At 61.5% G+C, this 18,290-nt stretch carries 14 protein-coding genes and 2 tRNA genes; 9 read left to right on the top strand and 7 right to left on the bottom strand.

Annotation, left to right across the window (positions count from 1 at the left end; translation table 11 throughout):
* Positions 1-13: 13 nt before the first annotated feature.
* The 4 genes from glpC to OKC43_RS04670 form a co-directional block, all read right to left on the bottom strand.
* The gene (gene glpC / locus OKC43_RS04685) at positions 14-1,216 is read right to left on the bottom strand and encodes an anaerobic glycerol-3-phosphate dehydrogenase subunit GlpC (RefSeq protein WP_075115084.1); all 1,203 of its coding nucleotides are present in this window, start codon (positions 1,214-1,216) and stop codon (positions 14-16) included.
* Positions 1,217-1,267: 51 nt separating this feature from the next.
* Positions 1,268-2,533, bottom strand: coding sequence for a glycerol-3-phosphate dehydrogenase subunit GlpB (gene glpB, locus OKC43_RS04680; protein WP_236272389.1), 1,266 nt, complete (start codon positions 2,531-2,533; stop codon positions 1,268-1,270).
* Positions 2,523-4,196: an anaerobic glycerol-3-phosphate dehydrogenase subunit A gene (gene glpA / locus OKC43_RS04675; RefSeq protein WP_139734702.1), complete on the bottom strand. Its 1,674-nt coding sequence runs from the start codon at positions 4,194-4,196 to the stop codon at positions 2,523-2,525. The genes glpB and glpA overlap by 11 nt, the downstream gene beginning before the upstream one ends.
* A 242-nt stretch (positions 4,197-4,438) precedes the next feature.
* Positions 4,439-4,894, bottom strand: coding sequence for a YchJ family protein (locus OKC43_RS04670; RefSeq protein ID WP_075115082.1), 456 nt, complete (start codon positions 4,892-4,894; stop codon positions 4,439-4,441).
* 123 nt (positions 4,895-5,017) lie between these two features.
* Here OKC43_RS04670 and OKC43_RS04665 point away from each other — a divergent pair, with 123 nt between their 5' ends.
* From OKC43_RS04665 to OKC43_RS04650, 4 genes are all read left to right on the top strand, one after another.
* Complete coding sequence (locus tag OKC43_RS04665; RefSeq protein WP_005352447.1) at positions 5,018-6,685, top strand: methyl-accepting chemotaxis protein; 1,668 nt, start codon at positions 5,018-5,020, stop codon at positions 6,683-6,685.
* 132 nt (positions 6,686-6,817) lie between these two features.
* Positions 6,818-8,029, top strand: a complete 1,212-nt coding sequence (locus tag OKC43_RS04660) for an ROK family protein (protein ID WP_042055876.1) — start codon at positions 6,818-6,820, stop codon at positions 8,027-8,029.
* Between the two features lie 174 nt (positions 8,030-8,203).
* Positions 8,204-8,959 (top strand): tRNA-uridine aminocarboxypropyltransferase, encoded by a 756-nt coding sequence (locus OKC43_RS04655; RefSeq protein ID WP_236272390.1) that lies wholly within the window; start codon positions 8,204-8,206, stop codon positions 8,957-8,959.
* Positions 8,960-9,136: 177 nt separating this feature from the next.
* Positions 9,137-9,913 carry a TSUP family transporter gene (locus tag OKC43_RS04650; RefSeq protein ID WP_005333472.1) on the top strand — a complete coding sequence of 259 codons (777 nt, stop codon included), beginning with the start codon at positions 9,137-9,139 and terminating at the stop codon, positions 9,911-9,913.
* 76 nt (positions 9,914-9,989) lie between these two features.
* Here OKC43_RS04650 and OKC43_RS04645 read toward each other — a convergent pair whose 3' ends face one another.
* Both OKC43_RS04645 and OKC43_RS04640 read right to left on the bottom strand, forming a co-directional pair.
* Positions 9,990-10,856 (bottom strand): LysR family transcriptional regulator, encoded by an 867-nt coding sequence (locus OKC43_RS04645; protein ID WP_236272391.1) that lies wholly within the window; start codon positions 10,854-10,856, stop codon positions 9,990-9,992.
* Between the two features lie 66 nt (positions 10,857-10,922).
* Positions 10,923-11,840: a DMT family transporter gene (locus OKC43_RS04640; RefSeq protein WP_236272392.1), complete on the bottom strand. Its 918-nt coding sequence runs from the start codon at positions 11,838-11,840 to the stop codon at positions 10,923-10,925.
* 173 nt (positions 11,841-12,013) lie between these two features.
* Between OKC43_RS04640 and OKC43_RS04635 the strand changes: the two genes are divergently transcribed.
* The 3 genes from OKC43_RS04635 to OKC43_RS04625 all read left to right on the top strand — a co-directional run bounded on the left by OKC43_RS04635 (position 12,014) and on the right by OKC43_RS04625 (position 15,696).
* Positions 12,014-12,892 carry a helix-turn-helix domain-containing protein gene (locus OKC43_RS04635; RefSeq protein ID WP_236272393.1) on the top strand — a complete coding sequence of 293 codons (879 nt, stop codon included), beginning with the start codon at positions 12,014-12,016 and terminating at the stop codon, positions 12,890-12,892.
* Between the two features lie 262 nt (positions 12,893-13,154).
* Positions 13,155-14,792, top strand: coding sequence for an ATP-dependent endonuclease (locus tag OKC43_RS04630; protein WP_124929339.1), 1,638 nt, complete (start codon positions 13,155-13,157; stop codon positions 14,790-14,792).
* 184 nt (positions 14,793-14,976) lie between these two features.
* A complete protein-coding gene (locus OKC43_RS04625; RefSeq protein ID WP_042055862.1) occupies positions 14,977-15,696 on the top strand; it encodes a hypothetical protein in 720 nt (239 codons plus the stop codon).
* A 94-nt stretch (positions 15,697-15,790) separates the two neighbouring features.
* Here OKC43_RS04625 and glgX read toward each other — a convergent pair whose 3' ends face one another.
* Complete coding sequence (gene glgX, locus OKC43_RS04620; protein ID WP_040069208.1) at positions 15,791-17,854, bottom strand: glycogen debranching protein GlgX; 2,064 nt, start codon at positions 17,852-17,854, stop codon at positions 15,791-15,793.
* 196 nt (positions 17,855-18,050) lie between these two features.
* On the opposite strand from glgX, the gene OKC43_RS04615 reads away from it, so the two are divergent.
* A tRNA-Met gene (locus OKC43_RS04615) sits at positions 18,051-18,127 on the top strand.
* Between the two features lie 97 nt (positions 18,128-18,224).
* Positions 18,225-18,290, top strand: a tRNA-Met gene (locus OKC43_RS04610).

Raw genomic sequence — 18,290 nt, 5'->3', positions numbered from 1 at the left:
AAGGGCCGGGGATTCAGGCCAGCGCCTGGGCCAGCAGGTGGATCGGATGTTCACAGCGGAAGCTGGTGCTCATCTCGATCTGCCATTTGCAGGTCTCGCAGTCAGTGATCACCAGGTCGGGGGAGAGGCGGTTGATTTGATCAAACAGCCCCTCGCCGATGGTCTGGCTGGTCTGGTAATTCTCCGACTTGAAGCCGTAGGTGCCGGCGATACCACAGCACTGGGACTCCAGTACCGTCACCTTGACCCCGGGAATGGCGCGCAGCAATTCGAGGGTGTAGATGACGCCCCCCATTTTTTCCATGTGGCAGGGGGTGTGGTAGGCGATGTGCAGATTGAGCGGCTTCATCGCCGGTTTGTTGCCCTTGTAGAACTCGTTCCACAGGAAGCGGGTCACCAGCGAGATGCGATCCCGTACCTTGTGGTTGTCCTGCTCCAGCAGGTGGGGATATTCATCGCGCAGGGTAAAGCCGCAGGTGGAGGAGGTGGCCAGCAGCGGCATCTCGTTGCCCAGCAGGGAGTTCTCCATCTGCTTGATGTTGAAGGCCGCCTGCTGCTTGGCCTTGTCCATGAAGCCGTTGGCAATCAGCGGCACGCCACAGCACTTCTCCCGCTCCAGCAACTGCACGCCTATGTTCATGGCGTTGAGCACCTGCACCAGCTCCTTGCCAAGCTGTGGGTGGTTGTAGTTGACATAGCAGCCGTGGAAGTAGGCGATCTGCCGCGCAAAGCGGGCCTGAGATTCTTTTTGCTTCTTGTACCAGCCGCGGAAGGTGCCCTGGGAGTATTTGGGCAGATCGCGGTGAGATGAGACCCCCAGCGCCTTGTCCAGCACCAGCTTCATCGGCTTGAGACCGGTGGTGAAGTTGACCACCGGGGCCATCAGGGTAGACATGCTGCCCATCAGATCGGTGTGAGAGAGCACGAACTCGCGGATCCCCGGTTTGAAACCGCTGTACTGATGCTTGGCCTTGGCGATGATGTCGCCGATGCGCACTCCGCTCGGGCAGGCTACTTCGCAGCGTTTGCAGTTGGTGCAGTGCTTGAGGGCGCTATCGAACAGCTCGGGGCTCTTGATGCGAAGCCGCTCGCCATCCGGGCCCGCCTGTTTCGGGCCGGGGTAGGCAGGGTTGGCCTTGGCCACCGGACAGTAGGCGGTACAGACGGTGCATTTGATGCACTGATCGAAAGTTTGGTTGGCGTGATCCAGTAGCATGTCAGTTCTCCTCCCGGCGATGATGAAGACACGGGATATGGGACGTAGTAATCATTGGGCCGCGCCCAGAATATGGCCGGCAGCCTGCCAGCCGGTGGCAACGGCAACGCCGGAGCCTGAGCCCTCTTTAATGGGATCGTAATGGGCCAAGACACTGCCCGCGCCATAGAGGTTGGTGAGTGGCTTGCCGCCGCGCAGCACCCGCAGCTTGTCGTCGGTCTTGACCCCGAAGCCCATGAAGGGGTGGTGGTCGAACAGGCGGCGACCGGCCCAGGCGTCACGCTCCTCCAGACTCAGCACATCGGCATCGAAGATGGGCTCGCGAATGCCACGCAGACGGGACTCCAGCCCACGGCTGAAGAAGCTGCCGGAGGCGAGCACGAAGTTGTCCGCTTCAAACAGCTGATCATCGCCATTCTGGGTGTGTACGCCGACCACCCGGTCACCTTCGTAACGGGCGCCCAGCACCCGCTCGCTGGTGAGGAAGGTGCCACCAAGGGCCATAAAGCGGCGCTTGAGCGCCTCCTGCATCCGCATCCCGATCAGTGATGGCGGCATGGTGGCCACCTCCTTGATGGTGCAGCCGGTACGCTGTTCCAGCTCCGCCAGACGCGGGCCTACCAGCCCCAACGACAGGCAGGCGGGCAGCACGATATGGCGGCAGCCGGGTACGCCGCTCTCCTGCACCATGCGGCTGATCTCGCGGGCCAGGTCCGCTACCAGATGGTGTTTGTCACACAGGCGCGCGATGTCGGCTGAGCGAAACTCGTGGGGATTGCGGCTGAATTCCGCCAGCTGGGGCAGGCGGATTTCGCCAGTCAGAATGCGGCAGTGGGCGAAGCGCGGATGGGTCGCCAGATTGGCCGCCGCCAGTGCCGGATGAAAGTCGCGAAAGCCTTCGAGGGTGGCCAGCAGTAGCACGTCCGGGATCGGTGCATCGGTGACGCAGGCGCAGGTATCGGGGGAGAGCCAGGTACGTTTGAGAGTGCCGATGGGGGTCAGGCGCTGGTGATTGGTCTCGTGGCGCACCAGCGGCAGCCCCTGCTCGGCGCAGTGGCGCTGCAGATCGGCCAGACTCGCCTCGATATTCTGCATTCCTACTTTGCTGTAGGGGTGATCCGGATGGGCTGCCATAAATGCAGGCAGCGTCGCGCGGGGATCTCCCTCGCTTTCGAGCAGATCGACTGAGCCGGAGGAGAAGTGCAGGGCACTCTGGCCGGAGGCCATCAGCAGAGTCTTCTGGCCCGCCTCCACCAGCCGCAGGGCAGCCGAGAGTCCCGCCATGCCACCGCCGATAACGATATTGTCAAACTTCATGACGGCTCTCCTTGTGAGTGGTCTCGCTGGTTGGGTCGCGTGGGGTATCGGCAACCAGCTGCGGCGCCGTCCATTCCCCCAGGCCAAACAGCCCTTCGTAGATCCAGTAGGTAAACTCGGCCTCGCGCAAGGCATCGCCCCACAGGACGGGGCGGGTTCCCTTGTAACGCTCCTCCAGGAACTGGCGCAGCATGACGCAGGCCTGACGGCCGTCAGCCTTGCCATACTCCTGCATCAGACCGGCGGCGCGGTAGGCGCACAGCTCGCCCTGGCAGGGCCCCATTCCCAGACGGGTGCGGCGGCGCAGGTCGATGAGGTTGTCCACATCCAGCTCGCGCAGGGCGTATTCGATTTCACCCGCGGTGACCATTTCGCACTCGCAGATCAGGGCGTTGGCCTTGGGATTGTCACGGAAGAAGGCGATGACCCGCTCGCCGTGGCGGTATTGGGCTGAGCCTTCGACCGGCACCGAGAGACCGGGGGCGGAGACCTTTTCCGGATCCCGCGAGCCGGGCAGGCTCAGTTCGGCGGTCTGGCAGGGTTTGCTGTTGCCGAGTTTCTTGGCCAGCAGATCGGTGGCCCACTCCGCCATTAGGCGGTAGGTCATCAGCTTGCCGCCGGTGATAGTGTTGAAGCCCTTGAGGCCGTCACGCTCGGCGTGATCGAGCAGCACGATACCGCGGCTGATGTTGCGACCGGTGTCGTCACCGTCCACCGCCACCAGCGGGCGTACCCCGGCGTAGGCGCGCAGCAGACGGGTGCGGGCCATGATGGGGGCGAGCTTGATCCCCTCGCGCAGCAGCACTTCCACCTCTTCCGGTTCGACGGTGAGCTGGTCAATCTTGTTGTAATCGATGCGACTCGAGGTGGTGCCGATGAGGGAGATGGTATCGCCCGGCACCAGAATGTCCGCATCCGCCGGTTTGCGGGCGCGGTTGAGCACCAACTGGTTGATGCGGTAATCCATGATGAGCAGGGAGCCCTTGGCCGGGAACATGCGGATGCCGAGATCGGCGTATTCGCAAATTTGCTGGCCCCAGATGCCGGCGGCGTTGATCACCTCCTGACACTCCACCTCGAACGCTTCGCCGGTGCGGGTATTGATCGCCTTGACCCCGTGTACCCGATCTTGCGTGCGCAGCAGCCCCAGCACCTTGCAGTGGGTGAAAATGCGGGCGCCGTGCTCTTTCGCGTCCAGCACGTTGGCGGCGGCGAGGCGGAACGGGTCGACCGTGCCATCCGGCACATGGATGGCGCCGATCATCGCCGGGTTGGCGTTGGGCTCCATACGCAAGGCTTCGCGCGGATCGAGCTGGCGGGTTTCAATACCGGCCAGAGCGCAGGCATCCATAAAGGTGGTTTGGAAATTGATGTCATCTTCCGGCAGGGTGAGGAAGAGGCCGCCCGTGTCTTCGACACAGTGGCTGGCAATCCGCTTGAGGATGCGGTTTTCCTGGATGCATTCGCGGGCGGACTCCTGATCCGTCACCGCGTAGCGGGCACCGGAGTGGAGCAGGCCGTGGTTGCGGCCGGTGGTGCCAGCGGCGATATCATCGCGCTCGAGCAGGATGCAGTCGATGCCGCGCAGTGCGCAATCGCGCATGATGCCGGCCCCTGTGGCACCGCCGCCTATGATGACGACTTGTGTAGTTATTCTTTTCATTGTTGCCCGTCTCATCTCTTCCAGATGAGGCCAGTGTGGCTTACTTCTGAGTGGAAATGTTTGATATGGGCCAAATTTGCGCTCGCAAACGCTCATTTGCTCGCGCGTTAATGAGCATTATGTGACATTTGTCACGCTTGTTATCGCAGCGGTTAATGGGCTGGTGGCGAATGGCAGACACAAAAAAGGGGCATCGGATGCCCCTTGTCACTGTTTGACGAGTCTGGTGGGGGTGTGATGGGTCAGCCGCAGCACTTCTTGTGCTTTTTGCCGCTGCCACAGGGGCAGGGATCGTTGCGTCCTGCCTTGAGGGGGGCTGGATCCTGCTCTCCCTCGGTGTAGACCCAGCGGCCCTGATAACGCACGAAGCGAGAACGCTCATGGAGGCAGTGACGCTCATCCCCTTCCAGAAACCAGGCTTTGAACTCCACCATCCCGGTTTCATCCTCCGGGCCGCCCTGGCTGGCGATGATCTCGAGACCATCCCAGCGGGTGTCGATGCGTGAAAGCTCTTCGGCGGTGAGACCGCCAAGGTGGGCCGGGTGCCAGCTATGGACCAGATACTCCCCCAGACCGAGCACAAAAGCGCTGTAGCGAGAGCGCATCAGCTGTTCCGGGGTGTCAGCCACAGCGCCACTGTGACGTGAGCCACAGCACAATTCGAGAGAAAGGGTTGAGCCGCAAGGACAAAGATTCATGATTTTCACGTTCTGGCCGATTTGTTTAAGGGAATTGTAACGAAAGCTGGGCTCGCCCTGCCAGCACCTATACTGATGAGTAAGCAAGGAATTCCAATAAAAACAGCTGCAAGGATGTGAAAGATGACGCTAAAGCAGAAAATCCTGTTACTGGGTGCAGTACCCGTGCTGCTGATGGCCCTGGTGGTCAATCTCAGTAACTACATGGTCTCCAAGCGCGATCTGGAGTCTGATCTGGTGGTGGCGAGGGAAAATGCCATCAAGGAGCGTAAAGCGCTGCTCAGCAGTTACATCATGATGGCCAAAACCGCTGTCGATGCCGTGTATTCTCTGCCGGATTCACCGGAAAATCGTCAAAAGGTCAAAGAGTTGCTCAGGCCGCTGCGTTACAGCAGTGACGGTTACTTCTTTGTCTATGACTTTGAGGGCAACACCATACTGCTGCCGGTGCGTACCGAGCTGGAGGGAAAAAACCGCTGGAACGACAAGGATGCCAAGGGCAAGTTGCTGATCCAGGAGATCCTCAAGTCGGCCCGTCAGGGGGATGGTTTTACCGAATACTGGACGGCCAAGCCATCTATCGGTCGCGATGCTCCCAAACTGGCCTTTACTCTGGTGCTGGACAAATACCAGTGGGCCATTGGCACCGGTTTTTATATCGATGATATCGACAACGAGCTGGCGGCCTTGCGGGCAGAGCGCGAGAGCAACATGCATGCCTCGTTGCAGAGCAGTGTGCTGGTGATCCTGCTGATCCTCGGTATCACCCTGGCGGCGACCGTTATTGTGGGCAACCGGGTCACCAAGCCGCTGGCGGATGCGGTACTGGCATTGAACGATATCGCCAACGGCGACGGGGATCTGACCCAGCGCCTCAAGGTGCAGAGTCAGGACGAGATTGGCCAGCTGGCCAGCGCTTTCAACCGCTTTGTCGAGCGGATCCAGTCGGTGGTGAGTCAGGTGGGCGAGACCAGCAACCACCTCTTTAGCGCGGTCGACAAGTTGCACCATCTGAGCGAGCACTATGACCATCAGATGCAGGGTCACAGTCGCGAGACCGATCAGGTGGTCACAGCGGTTACCGAGATGAGCTCCACTGCACAGGAGGTGGCGGCCAGTGCCTCCAATGCCGCGACGGCAACCAGCGATGCGGCCCGTGAATCGGACGCCGCTCGAGGGGTGGTGAGCGGGGCCATCAACAGTATCAACCGGCTGGTGGGGGAGGTGCATACCGCCTCCGGCGTTATCGAGCAATTGGCGCAAGAGACCGCCAAGATTGGCTCGGTGGTGGAGGTCATTCGCGGCATTGCCGAACAGACCAACCTGCTGGCGCTGAACGCCGCCATTGAGGCGGCCCGCGCCGGTGAGCAGGGACGCGGCTTTGCGGTGGTGGCGGACGAAGTGCGTTCGCTGGCCGGTCGTACCCAACAGAGCACCAAGGAGATCAACGAGATGCTGCAACGTCTGCAGGGCGGGGTGAAGCAGGCGGTGGAGGTGATGCAGGCGAGCGAGGATCGCAGCCAGGAGACGGTGCAGGAGGCGAGCCATATCGCCAGCTCCCTCGACAGCATGGTGATGGCGGTTAGTACCATCAACGACATGAACATCCAGATCGCCACCGCCGCCGAGGAGCAGCACGCGGTCTCCGAGGAGATCAACAAGAACCTGGTGGCCATTCAGCAGATTGTCAGCGAGCTGACCAGCGCGGCGGTGGAATCCAACAGCACCACCCGCGATCTGGCCAGTACCGGTGACAAATTGCGCAAACTGGTGTCGCAATTCCGTTATTGATCTTGCAATGGTCCGTGACGGCCACCACAAGATGCGGCCTGACCCCCGGTTCAGGCCGCACTTTATTTGGGGATTGACCAATAATGTGTGAAAATTGCCAGCCTCTTTTTTTCAGCCTTTGCCCCATACCCTATGAATGAGATCGTGAAAGGTAGTATCGATTTGATCCGGCAGCTCAACTACGGCCTGGTCTATGCCAGCCTGGAAGAGCACAAGGAGCTGTCGCGCACCGATCTCTCCCGCCTGACCGGCCTCTCGCCCGCCAGTATCACCAAGATCACCAGGGAACTGCTCGATGGGGGGCTGGTGGTCACCTGTGGTGAAAGTTCAGTGGGGCGCGGCCGTCGTCAGACCTTGCTGCGCATTAACGAGCGCCGCTTCCAGTTTCTCTCCATGCGTCTCGGCCGTGGCTACGTGGATATGGCGCTGTTTGACTTTTCCGGGCGTTCGCTGGCCCGCCAGCGCCACCTCTTTACCGAGGAGGAGCGCGCCGATCTGCTGGGCAGTCTGGTGCATGCCATCAAGGTGTTTTTGCCGAGAAAGTCCCTCAGTCTGGCCTGCATCGCCCTCTGTCTGCCGGGTCAGGTAGAGCGCCACTCCGGCATGGTCAAGCACTTCCCCTTCTACGATCTGCGCAACTGGCCCCTTGGCCCGACTCTGCAACAGGCGTTCTCGGTACCTGTGCTGGTGAGCGGTGACGTGCGCACCTGGATCCAGGCCGAGCGGGAGTGGGGGGCTGCCAAGAATTGCGCCGATGCGGTGCTGGTGTTTGTCCACAACGACATCGGGGTCGGCATGGTGGTCAATGGCCAGCTTATCGAGAGCGAAAATGCGCTGCTCGGAGATCTCAGCCACCTGCAGCTCGAACCCTATGGCCAGCGCTGCTACTGCGGCGGCTTTGGCTGTGCCTGCACCCTGGTGACCAATCAGGCGTTGGAGGCGCAATACCGGGATTTGCGCGAGCGGATGCAGGAGCACGACTTGCCCGAGAGCGTCACCATTCGCGAGCTGTGCGAGCTGGCGCTGGCAGGCAACGGCCTTTGTCAGGATATTCTCCATCAGGCGGCGGGTCGTCTCTCCAAGGTACTCTCCAATCTCATCTGCCTGCTCAATCCGGGCAAGCTGCTGCTCGGGGGCGAGATCACCCGTGCCGATCGGCTGCTGTTCCCCATGCTGCACCAGTCGCTGGCCAGCCAGCTGCCAGCCGAATATCTGGTGCGGCTGCAGATTGAATCCACCCACTTCTACGAAGATCCCACCAAGCCCACCTCGGTGCAGGTGCACAAGGCACTGCGCGATGGCAGCCTGTTGCTGGAGCTGCTGCGCAGCTGTCAGGAGTCGTAAGACAAGAGGTGTTGGCACTGCGTCTGGCGAAAGGGGCAGGGATTGCTGTTCCGCCAGCGCGTAACTCGGTACAATCTTGCCCTTTTCCGGCAGTCTCCCTGTTATCGCGCCCTGTGGCGCCTTGACTTGTTGGCATCGCTGCCGTTCCTGTTTTGACTCCAGTTGTGAACCTAGATGAAGCCTGTTCCTGATCACGCCGTCAACCGCCTGCGGGCCTGGCGCAAGAGTATCTCTACCCGACCGTTTCTTGCCCGTGGCGGCACCCTGGCCCGCTGTCCGGCCTGTCAGCTGCGCGAGGACTGGTGTGCCTGCGAGTGGCGCCCCGAGCTCAAAGCGGAGGCCGGTTTCTGCCTCCTGATGTATGACAGCGAGCCGATGAAGCCCTCCAACACCGGTCGCCTCATCGCCGATGTGTTGCCGGATTCCACCTGGGCGTTTCTCTGGTCACGTACCCAGCCCCATCCCGAGTTGCTGGCCCTGCTGGCCGATCCCGCCTGGCAGCCCTATGTGGTCTTTCCCGCTTGCGAGAAGGCGCCTGCCCGCCTGACCGGCGAGGTGACGCTGGCGCCCGGCAAGAAGCCGCTCTTTATCCTGCTCGACGGCACCTGGCCGGAGGCGCGCAAGATGTTTAACAAGAGCCCCTATCTGGATGGTTTTCCGGTGCTCGCCATCAAACCCGATGCACTCTCCACCTATGGCATGCGGGTGGCCAACAGCGAGGAGCACCTCTGCACCGCCGAAGTGGCGGCCTGCGTGCTGGAAGTGGCGGGGGAGCTCAAGGCGGGGCAGGCACTGCAGCACTGGTTCAATCTGTTCAGCAGCCGCTACATGGCCGGTCGGGTCAGCCGTTTCCCCGGTGCCGATGAGGAGCATCTCTGTGAGGCGCTGGCGGCCATCAAGGAAGCGAACGTCGCTTCAACGGCTTGCTAACGGGCCCTCTGAGCTCAAATTAATGAAAATAAGGAATCAATTGGCTGCCACTGTTTCGTTAGATTCATGGTCAGTGGCTCGCTAGGATAGCGGACAGCCTGTGCAGCCCCCCGCACAACGTCGTTTTGGTTATCTCCGGTTGCTCCTTCGGGCAACCCACTCTCGTGAGGTCTATGGATGGAATTGGAACTGGTTACCCTGTTTGCCCTGTTTGGTGTGGCGCTTGTCGCCGGCTTTATCGATGCCATCGCCGGTGGTGGCGGCCTGCTGACGGTGCCGGCCCTGCTGGCCACCGGCATGCCCCCGGCGCTGGTGCTCGGTACCAACAAGCTGCAGAGCAGTTTTGGCTCCTTCTCCGCCACCTGGTTCTATGCCCGCAAGGGGCTGCTGGAGTGGGCCATGATCTGGCCTGCGGTGATCTGCACCTTTATCGGTGCGGCTATCGGCACGCTGGCGGTGCAGACCATAGACGCCGCCATTCTCGAGCGCCTGCTCCCTTTCCTGCTGATGGCCTTTGCCTGCTACTTCTACTTCTCGCCGCGGGTAAGCGATGCCGAGAGCTCCCGCCGTCTGACTCCCATGCTGTTTGCGCTGCTGGTGGGGGGCGGTGTCGGCTTTTATGACGGCTTCTTTGGGCCGGGCACAGGTTCGTTTTTTGCCATCGGTTTCGTGGCGCTGGCGGGCTTTGGCATGGCGCGCGCCACCGCCCATACCAAGCTGCTCAACTTCACCTCGAATATTGCCTCCCTGCTGTTCTTTGCTCTTGGTGGCAAGGTGGTGTGGAGTGTCGGTTTTTGCATGGCGTTGGGGCAGTTTATCGGCGCCCGCTTTGGCTCCAAGATGGTGCTGAAAAAAGGGGTGAAGCTGATCAAGCCGCTGCTGGTGACCGTCTCCCTGCTGATGTCCGCCAAGCTGGTGTGGAGCCAGTATCCGGAGCTGTTTGCCTGGATCTGAGCCGCGGCGAGTGTGCGATAAATCGGATGTTTACGGGGCCCAAGGGCCCCGTTGTCATATCTGGTGTTTTACAGCGCTAGCGCGGTGTGTCGCTGCAGTGGCGAAAGTGTTGGTGCAGGGCGCTCACCAGCCTGGCAATGCGCTCGCGCTTTAGGCTGTTTGGCCGGTAGACCAGATGCAGGGGGCGGCCCAGTCCGGGCAGTGGACGCGCCATCTCCCCCTGTTCTCTCACTAGCCCCAGCAGGCCAGCGGGAAGCAGCACAGGGCCAATACCTGCCTTGGCGAGTTCGATGAGCGCCAGATAGGAGTCGAGCTCCATGGCGGGCTCCAATCCCATATCTGCCAGCGGTTCGCGCAGGTAGCGGTTGGAGGGGTTCTCCAGATCCATGGTGAGGATCTTGCGCCTACTTTGTGTGTTGGCTGGTGGCAGGCTCGGCTGCGCCTCGCCCACCAGATAGAAGGGCTCCTCAAGCAGCAGATTGGTGTCGAGGCCATGGCCGGGTGGGAGCCGACCGGCGCAGATGCCGAGCAGGGCATCACCGCTGCGCACCCGCGCCAGAATGACCGGAGTGTGGTGGGTAGAGAGGGCAAGGTGGGGATCGCGCTCCAGATAGTCACGCATAAAGTGGGCGAGATAACCCGCCAGCAGGGTTTCGGAGCAGGCGATGGGGAGGGGGCTCTGATCCGCCAGATCCTGACTATCGGCAAGCACCCCCTTCATTTCGGCCAGACTCGGGGCAACTCGTTCCAGCAGCTCCTTGGCCTGCGGGGTGAGGCGGATCTGGCGCCCCTCCGGCTCGATCAGCTTCTTGCCAAGGCGCAGCTCCAGCTGGGCAATCCGCTTGCTCACCGCCGACTGGCTGATATAGAGGCGACTGGCCACCTTGGCCATGGTTCCTTCACTTGCCAGCAGGCTCAGCGTCTCCAGCCCTTCCAGTAACATCTCGCCCCCTTGTTTATCGCCATCAGGATCGTCACAGATTGAGCGCTACCTTAGGGGCTGACTGGTTCAGGAGCAAGGGTCGTTTGCTGCCTTGGCCGGTCGAATGCGCCACTCGCTCAAGGGCGGCGCGAAGATCACCAGATTGCCGATGAGGCTGCTCACCACTCCGGCCACCGAGACCGGCTGCCAGACAAAGCCTTCATAGAAGGTGGAGAGGGTAAGCGCCACCAACGGAAAGAGCACGGTGGCGTAGGAGGCCTTGCTGGCACCGATGCGCCCCACCAGCGTCAGGTAGGCGGTAAAAGCGATCACCGAGCCAAACAGGGCGAGGTAGACCATGGCCGCCAGATAGTGGCCATCTGTCGGCACAACCAGTTGCTGCCCGAGCAATGTGACCCAGCCCAGCAGCAGCACCACGCCGTAAACCATGCCCCAGGGCACCAGTTGCAGTACGTGGTAGCCATGGCGCTGGCCCCGGGCCGAGACCAGATTGCCCAGCGAAAAGCAGAGGGTGCCGCCGCAGGCGAGCAGCAGCCCCTGCCAGCCGTTTGCACCCAGTTGCGCATCCGCCAGCACCGGCCAGAACAGTAACAGGGTGCCAAAGAGTCCCAGCAAGGAGCCTTGCAACCAGCGCAGGGTGGGGCGCTTGCGCTCGAACAGCCAGAGGTTGAGGCCGTTGAAGATGCTGGCACTGGCGAAGATCACCGCCGACATGCCGCTCGGGATATAGCGGGTGGCGTGGTAGAAGCAGAGAAAGTTGGTGGAAAAGAGCAGGGCACCGAGCAGCGCCGCATAGCGCTGGCCATGCCAGGGGAGGCGCGGAAAGCGGCCACTGGCGGTGAGCAGGGCAAACAGTGCCAGCGCCGCCAGCAGGAAGCGGTAGAGCACCGACACCTCGATGGGAATGGGGCCAAGTTGCCAGGCGATGGCAATCCAGGTGCTGCCCCAGATAAGCACGGTGGCAAGATAGAGCATCAGGTTCATCACAGTTCCGGTGAGTCAGGGAGAGATGATCCACTATGGGGCGAACCCTGATGGCTGGATTGCACCATCTTGCGGTTTTTCATCGTCACGCGCTGTCATCTGCGGGCGCGGTCGGTAAGATGGATGGCAGCGGGATAACCCGTACACATAACCGGAACAGGCGGCAGGGGCGAATGAAAACAGCAGGGGTATTTGATGCACTGGTCAGCACCGGCGCCCGGCTGGAGGACGCCTGCTGGCTCGAACCCGGGCTTGGCGTCGCCAGTTGGCGCAACTGCTATGACCAGACCCGCTATCACAAGCCGGGCCACCACACCCTGAGCGTCTATCTGCAAGGAGGCGAGCAGACCGAGCGACTCGATGGGCCGGGTGGCCACGGTGGCACTGGCAAGGTGTGCATCATGCCGGATCACCACAGATCCGAGTGGCTGGTGCGCGAAGAGTTTCGCTTCTTTCATCTCTACTTCACCCCGGCTCACCTCACCCGTATCGCCGAGGAGGCGTGTGACAAGGAGGGGCGTCACCTGCAACTGGTGGACAAGACCTTTATCGACGATCCGCAGGCGGCTTCGCTGGTGCTGCGCCAACTGATGCAGCTTCAGTGGCAGCACAGGGTCGATCGGTTGGCACTCTCCCACGGCGCCTGGATGTTGATCCTCCACGCCTACCGCCACCACACCGAGGAGGCTCCCGGTCTGCCGCCTCTACGCGGTGGGCTGGCGCCCGTGGTGATCAAACGGGTGCAGGAGTATCTGCAGGCCCATCTGGCCGATTCGGTCACGCTGGCAGAGCTGGCGCAGCAGGCGGGGCTGAGCGAGTATCACTTTGCCCGCATGTTCGGTCAGAGTCTCGGCTGCCCGCCCCACCGCTATCTGCTTGGGCTGCGGCTCAAACGGGCCAAGCAGCTGTTGGCTGGCCCCGAGCCGCTGGCCAGTATCGCCAGTCAGTGTGGCTTCTCTTCCCAGGCCCATTTCGGCAATCGTTTTCGCGAGGCGTTTGGTTTGACGCCGGGGCAGTGGCGGGCGCAATTGTCATCTTCTCGTCACAGATAACCCTGAGACTTTGGGCAAAAGAGGTGTACTCTCTACCACTTATTCATTGAAAGGAATGCCCATTGAATTATCGCAAACGTCAAATCCGTACCCGTCATCTCTGGTTCAGCCACTGGAATGCTCCGCAAGATCGCACCGCTGTTGTTACCCCTCCCGAACCTGCAGTGCCTCACAGTTCACGTTGAAAAAGCCCCGCCTGCGATAGGATTTTTCCGGTAACTTTGCCACTATTGCCCCATCACAATGATGTGGACATGGCTGGATGTTTCTGGAACGTATTGAAGTCAAAGGTTTTCGCGGTATAAATCGCCTGTCGCTCGGGCTGGATCACACCACAGTGCTGATCGGCGAGAATACCTGGGGTAAATCGAGCCTGCTGCGCGCCCTCTGGTGTCTGCTGGGGCAGGATGCCGAGCCCTATCAGTTCACCGCCGAGGATTTTCACCAACCGGAAGATCCCGAATTGGCCCCGGCGCGTCACCTGCAACTGGTGCTCACCTTCAGTGAGCACAGACCCCAGATGTGTCAGCACTCCCGTCGGCTGGCCCGTCTTTGCCCCTCCTGGGTGCTGCACAAGGACAAATTCCACCGCATTCACTATCGCGCCAGCGCCGAGCTGCAGGCGGATGGCTCTGTGCTCACCATTCACGACTTTCTCGACGGGGTAGGCAAGAGCTTGCCCATCGCCAATACCCACGAGCTTGTCTGCATGCTCATCACCATGAACCCGGTGTTCCGGTTGCGGGACGCCCGTACCGCTCGCAACGGGGTGGAGACATTGCAGTGGGGAGATCTCTCCGAGCATCGCCTGAGCGAGCTGGCGGACAAGCTGATCGATGAACCCCAGCGCATCGGCGAGCCGGAGCTCAAAGAGGCGCTCCAGGCGGTGCGCCAGTTGATGGACCACTACTTCAACGCCCTGGCACCCATCAAGAACAAGCCGCGCAGTCAGCGCGACATCATCAATCGCCCCATGACGTTGCGCAATCCGGGCAACCTGCATACCCTGCTGCGCCGCGCCGATAACCGCGCGCTGCAGCTGGCGATGGCGGGGATGGCGGCTACCTTGTTGCAGGCGCGGGGCAACCGGGAGCTGGAGGAGGGGGCCCGTCCCATCATGATCCTGGAGGACCCGGAGAGTCGGCTGCACCCGACCATGCTGGCGCTGGCGTGGGGGCTGCTGGAACAACTGCCGGGCCAGAAGCTGCTCACCACCAACTCGGGGGATCTGCTCTCCTCCCTGCCGCTCAATCAGGTGCGGCGGCTGGTGCGCCGTCAGCAGGATATCCTCTGTCACCAGCTGGGGGGCGAGCGTTACAGCAGCGACGATCTGCGCAAGATCGCCTTCCACGTGCGGATCAACCGCCCCATGTCGCTGTTTGCCCGTTGCTGGCTGCTGGTGGAGGGGGAGACCGAGATCTGGCTGCTCTCCGAGCTGGCCCAGATCTGCGGTTACAGTCTGCGGGCCGAAGGGGTGCGGATCATCGAGTTTGCCCAGTGCGGCCAGTCGCCGCTCATCAAGGTGGCGCGAGATTTTGGCATCGAGTGGCACCTGCTGACCGATGGCGACGAGGCGGGGCTCAAGTATGCCACCTCGGCCCGTGGCCAGCTCAAGGGCGAGCGGGAGCGGGACCGACTGACCCAGCTCCCTGCCGCCGACATCGAGCACTACCTCTATCACAACGGTTTTGAAGCTGTGTTTCGTCGCGAGGCCGGGGTGGGCGGGCGCGCCATGTGGAGCGCCAGTCACATCATCAACAAGGCGATCCATCACCGCAGCAAGCCGGGAATGGCGCTGGCGGTGGTGGAAGAGGCGGAGCGGCTCGGCGCCGAGCATATTCCGCCGGTGATCCGCCAGATGTTTGCCCGGGTGGTGGCGCTGGCCCGTGGTCAGGGCTAAAGCCAGCGCTGCATCCCGTCACTATGGATATGGCTGCCAGCAGGGCGCCCCTCAAGGTGGGCTCTGCTGGCGGCAAATTGCCCCGGATTGTTTGTCGCGATTGGGGATAGCCGCCGGTTTGGGTATACTCGCCCCTCTCTGGCGCCCCGGTGGCGCACCTCGAATCTTTACTGCTGGAGGCGTCGTGTTCGTCCAACTCCCTTTTTGGCTCTTTCCTCTCACCGGATTGATGGCGCTTGGCGCCCTGATCGCCCTCGGCATCGTGCTGTGGCGCGGTGATATCTGCCCTGGCCAGCGCTCGCGCATCAGTCAGCAGCTCTTCTCCATCTGGGTCATTACCGCGCTCTCCCTGATGCTGGCGGTAGAGGCCAAGGCTGCCAGCTGGCTCATCTGGAGTGGTGGGGGCGCACTGGTGCTCGGGGTTGGCTTGTCACTGGCTCAGTCACGGCTGGAGGGCAAGCGTTCAGTCCCCTCGACACTGCTCTGGCTACCAGCGTTGCCGCTCGCTCTCTATGGCATCGGGCTGCTGCAACTGCAGGGCTGGGTGAGCGGCCTGCTGCAGATGGCGATACTGGGGGCGGCCTTTGCCCACCTGATGCTGCTGCGGGCCCGTCATCGTCTCAAGGCATTCAACACCCTGTTGCCGCTGGCCGGTCTGGTGGGGGCGATGGCCAGCCTTGTCTGGCTGGCAGTGCTGGTGGGCTGGCAAGGGGGGGAGGCCAATCTCGATGCCCTGATCCCGGCGGTGGTGACCCAGGCAGCGTTGCTGGTGGCCTCTCTGCTGCTCTGGTTCAGCCCGCTCTATTTGCAGCGTGATACCGCGCCAGTGGTGGTCTCCACCTCCCTGTGTGGCCTGCTGATCGCCCAGATTGCCGCTACCAGCGTGTTGCACCAGCTGATCTGACACTGGCGCTGAAAAGAGAAAGCCCCGAGCCTTGGCTCGGGGCTTTTGCATATCTGGCTTGCAGGAATCGCTGCTATCAATTCACAGCAATCGATCAATAGAAATCGTCGGCCCCGCAGATAAAGAGGCAGCTGCTGCGCGGCTGGGCGAGATACTCCCGGGTCAGCCCCTCCAGCGGCATGCCGAAGGTGCAGATATCTTGCGGCGAGGGGAGGGCGGTATCGAGGATCCGCCGCCAGTAGCCGCCGACCCCCTTGGGGGGGCTCGGCAGGTTGAAGGTGAGGGGCTCCCAGTAGGCGTTGAACAGCACATAGAGCGCCAGCTTGGTTTCGCTCGACAGCGCTGACATGGCGATGGCGTGGGAGTGGGGGCTGAAATCCGGTTGCCCGGCGTTGACCCCGTGCCAGCAGATCTCGCTGTGGCGCAGGATCTCGGTGAGCGACAGCGGCATGCTCTCCTGCTCCGGGCGCTGGAACAGGTGTTTGCGGTACTGGATCAGCTCCTTCATAAAGCGGAACATCTCCTGACTGCGGGCATTGGGCAGCCAGTTCATCCAGCAGGTGGCGTTGTCCTGACAGTAGCCGTTGTTGTTGCCCCGCTGGGTGCGCAGCAGCTCGTCTCCCATCAGCAGCATGGGGGAGCCCACCGAGAGCAGGGTCGCCACCATCATGTTTTTGGCCTGACGTATCCGCAGGGCGTTGATCTGGGGATCTTCCGTCACCCCTTCGTGGCCGTGGTTCCAGCTGAAGTTGTGATCGCAGCCGTCACGGTTCTCCTCCCCGTTGGCCTCGTTGTGTTTGCTGTTGTAACTGGCCCAGTCCCACAGGGTAAAACCGTCGTGGCAGGTAACGAAGTTGATGCTTTTCTCGGGATCGGCGTGGTGATAGTGGTAGATGTCGGGACTGCCGCAGAGCCGCTCGACAAAGGCGGTGACGCTGTTGTCATCCCCGCGCAGAAAGCGGCGCACATCATCCCGGAACTGGCCGTTCCACTCACGCCAGCGGGCGCCGGCCAGTGACCCCACCTGATAGAGCCCCCCCGCGTCCCAGGCTTCGGCAATCAGCTTGATGTCGGCGATGTTGGGGTCGGTATCTATGGTGCGCAGGGTAGGCGCATTGGCCTGCGGCTGACCCGATTCATCCCGTGACAGAATGGCAGCCAGATCAAACCGAAAGCCATCGACGTGCATCTCCTGACGCCAGAAGTGGAGGCTGTCCATGATCATCCGCAGCACCACCGGATGGGCGCCGTTGAAGGTGTTGCCGCAGCCCGAATAGTTGGTGTCCTTCTGGTTGTTGTCGAGGATGTAGTAGGCCTCGTTGTCGATGCCGCGAAACGAGAAGGTGGGGCCATCATCACCCCCTTCGGCGGTGTGGTTGTAAACCACGTCCAGGATCACCTCGATATTGGCCTTGTGCAGCGCCTTGACCATGTCGCGAAATTCGGTCAGCGGATCATCGCCGCAGGCGTATTGGGCGTGGGGGGCGAAAAAGGACATGGGGCTGTAACCCCAGTAGTTGGAGAGTCCTTTGGGCGCATCCTGAGGATCGAACTGGAACACCGGCAGCAGCTCGACGGCGGTGACACCGAGAGACTGCAGATAGGGGATCTTCTCAATCAGCCCGAGATAGGTGCCACGCAGCGCCGGATCGACCCCGGAGCTCGGGGACTTGGTAAAGCCCCCCAGATGCAGTTCGTAGATCACCGAGCGGGAGAGGGAGTGAGCGGGCAGTTTGTCTCCTTCCCAGTCGTAGTGGCGAGTATCGACCACCTTGTTCTTGGCGCAACAAGCCAGATTGCTGCCTGGACGGGCCGCCGCCCATCGATCGTAATTGGCGCCAAGCTCGATGCTGCGGCCGTAAGGGTCGAGTAACACCTTCTCGGCATCGAAGCGGGTGCCGCCATATGGGCGCCATGGGCCCTGAATGCGATAGGCGTAACGCTGCCCGACCGAGATCCCCTCCACATGGATATGCCAGTAGTAGGCGGTGCGATTAAGGCGCGGGGAGAGGGGGATCACCTCGGGGGTCGCATCGTCTGCGCTTGCGAAGAGCAGCAGTTCGACCCGGCTGGCGAGGCGTGCCCAGATCGCGAAGTTGACGCCGTTACTGTCGGGTGTGGCCCCCAACTGACGGCAGTGACCGGCGGAGATGCGCATATTCTACCTACCCAAAATGAGGAGTGTTCACCTTATTGAGTGTAGTGCCGGATGCCTGGCAAGGACTCGATTGCCTGAAAAAACAGCATGATGCTGCTAATGACCGCACTATTTGTCCGATTAATCTACGAATAAACTTTTTTTGAGATATTTACTTGCAATCTGTGCGCTGGCGCCTATTATTGGCGACCTCAGACGCGGGGTGGAGCAGCCCGGTAGCTCGTCGGGCTCATAACCCGAAGGTCGTCAGTTCAAATCTGGCCCCCGCAACCATCTGAGATCCTGACCAGTAAAACCGGTGTAACCGGTTGGTGGGAAAGGAGAAATCGAACTGGCTACTGCTCGGCCACTTCGAGAAAAATTCGGACGCGGGGTGGAGCAGCTCGGTAGCTCGTCGGGCTCATAACCCGAAGGTCGTCGGTTCAAATCCGGCCCC

It is taken from the genome of Aeromonas sp. Y289-2 (assembly GCF_027705925.1).
Classification (GTDB): Bacteria; Pseudomonadota; Gammaproteobacteria; order Enterobacterales; family Aeromonadaceae; genus Aeromonas; species Aeromonas veronii.
This window is presented reverse-complemented; position numbering and strand designations above follow the sequence as displayed.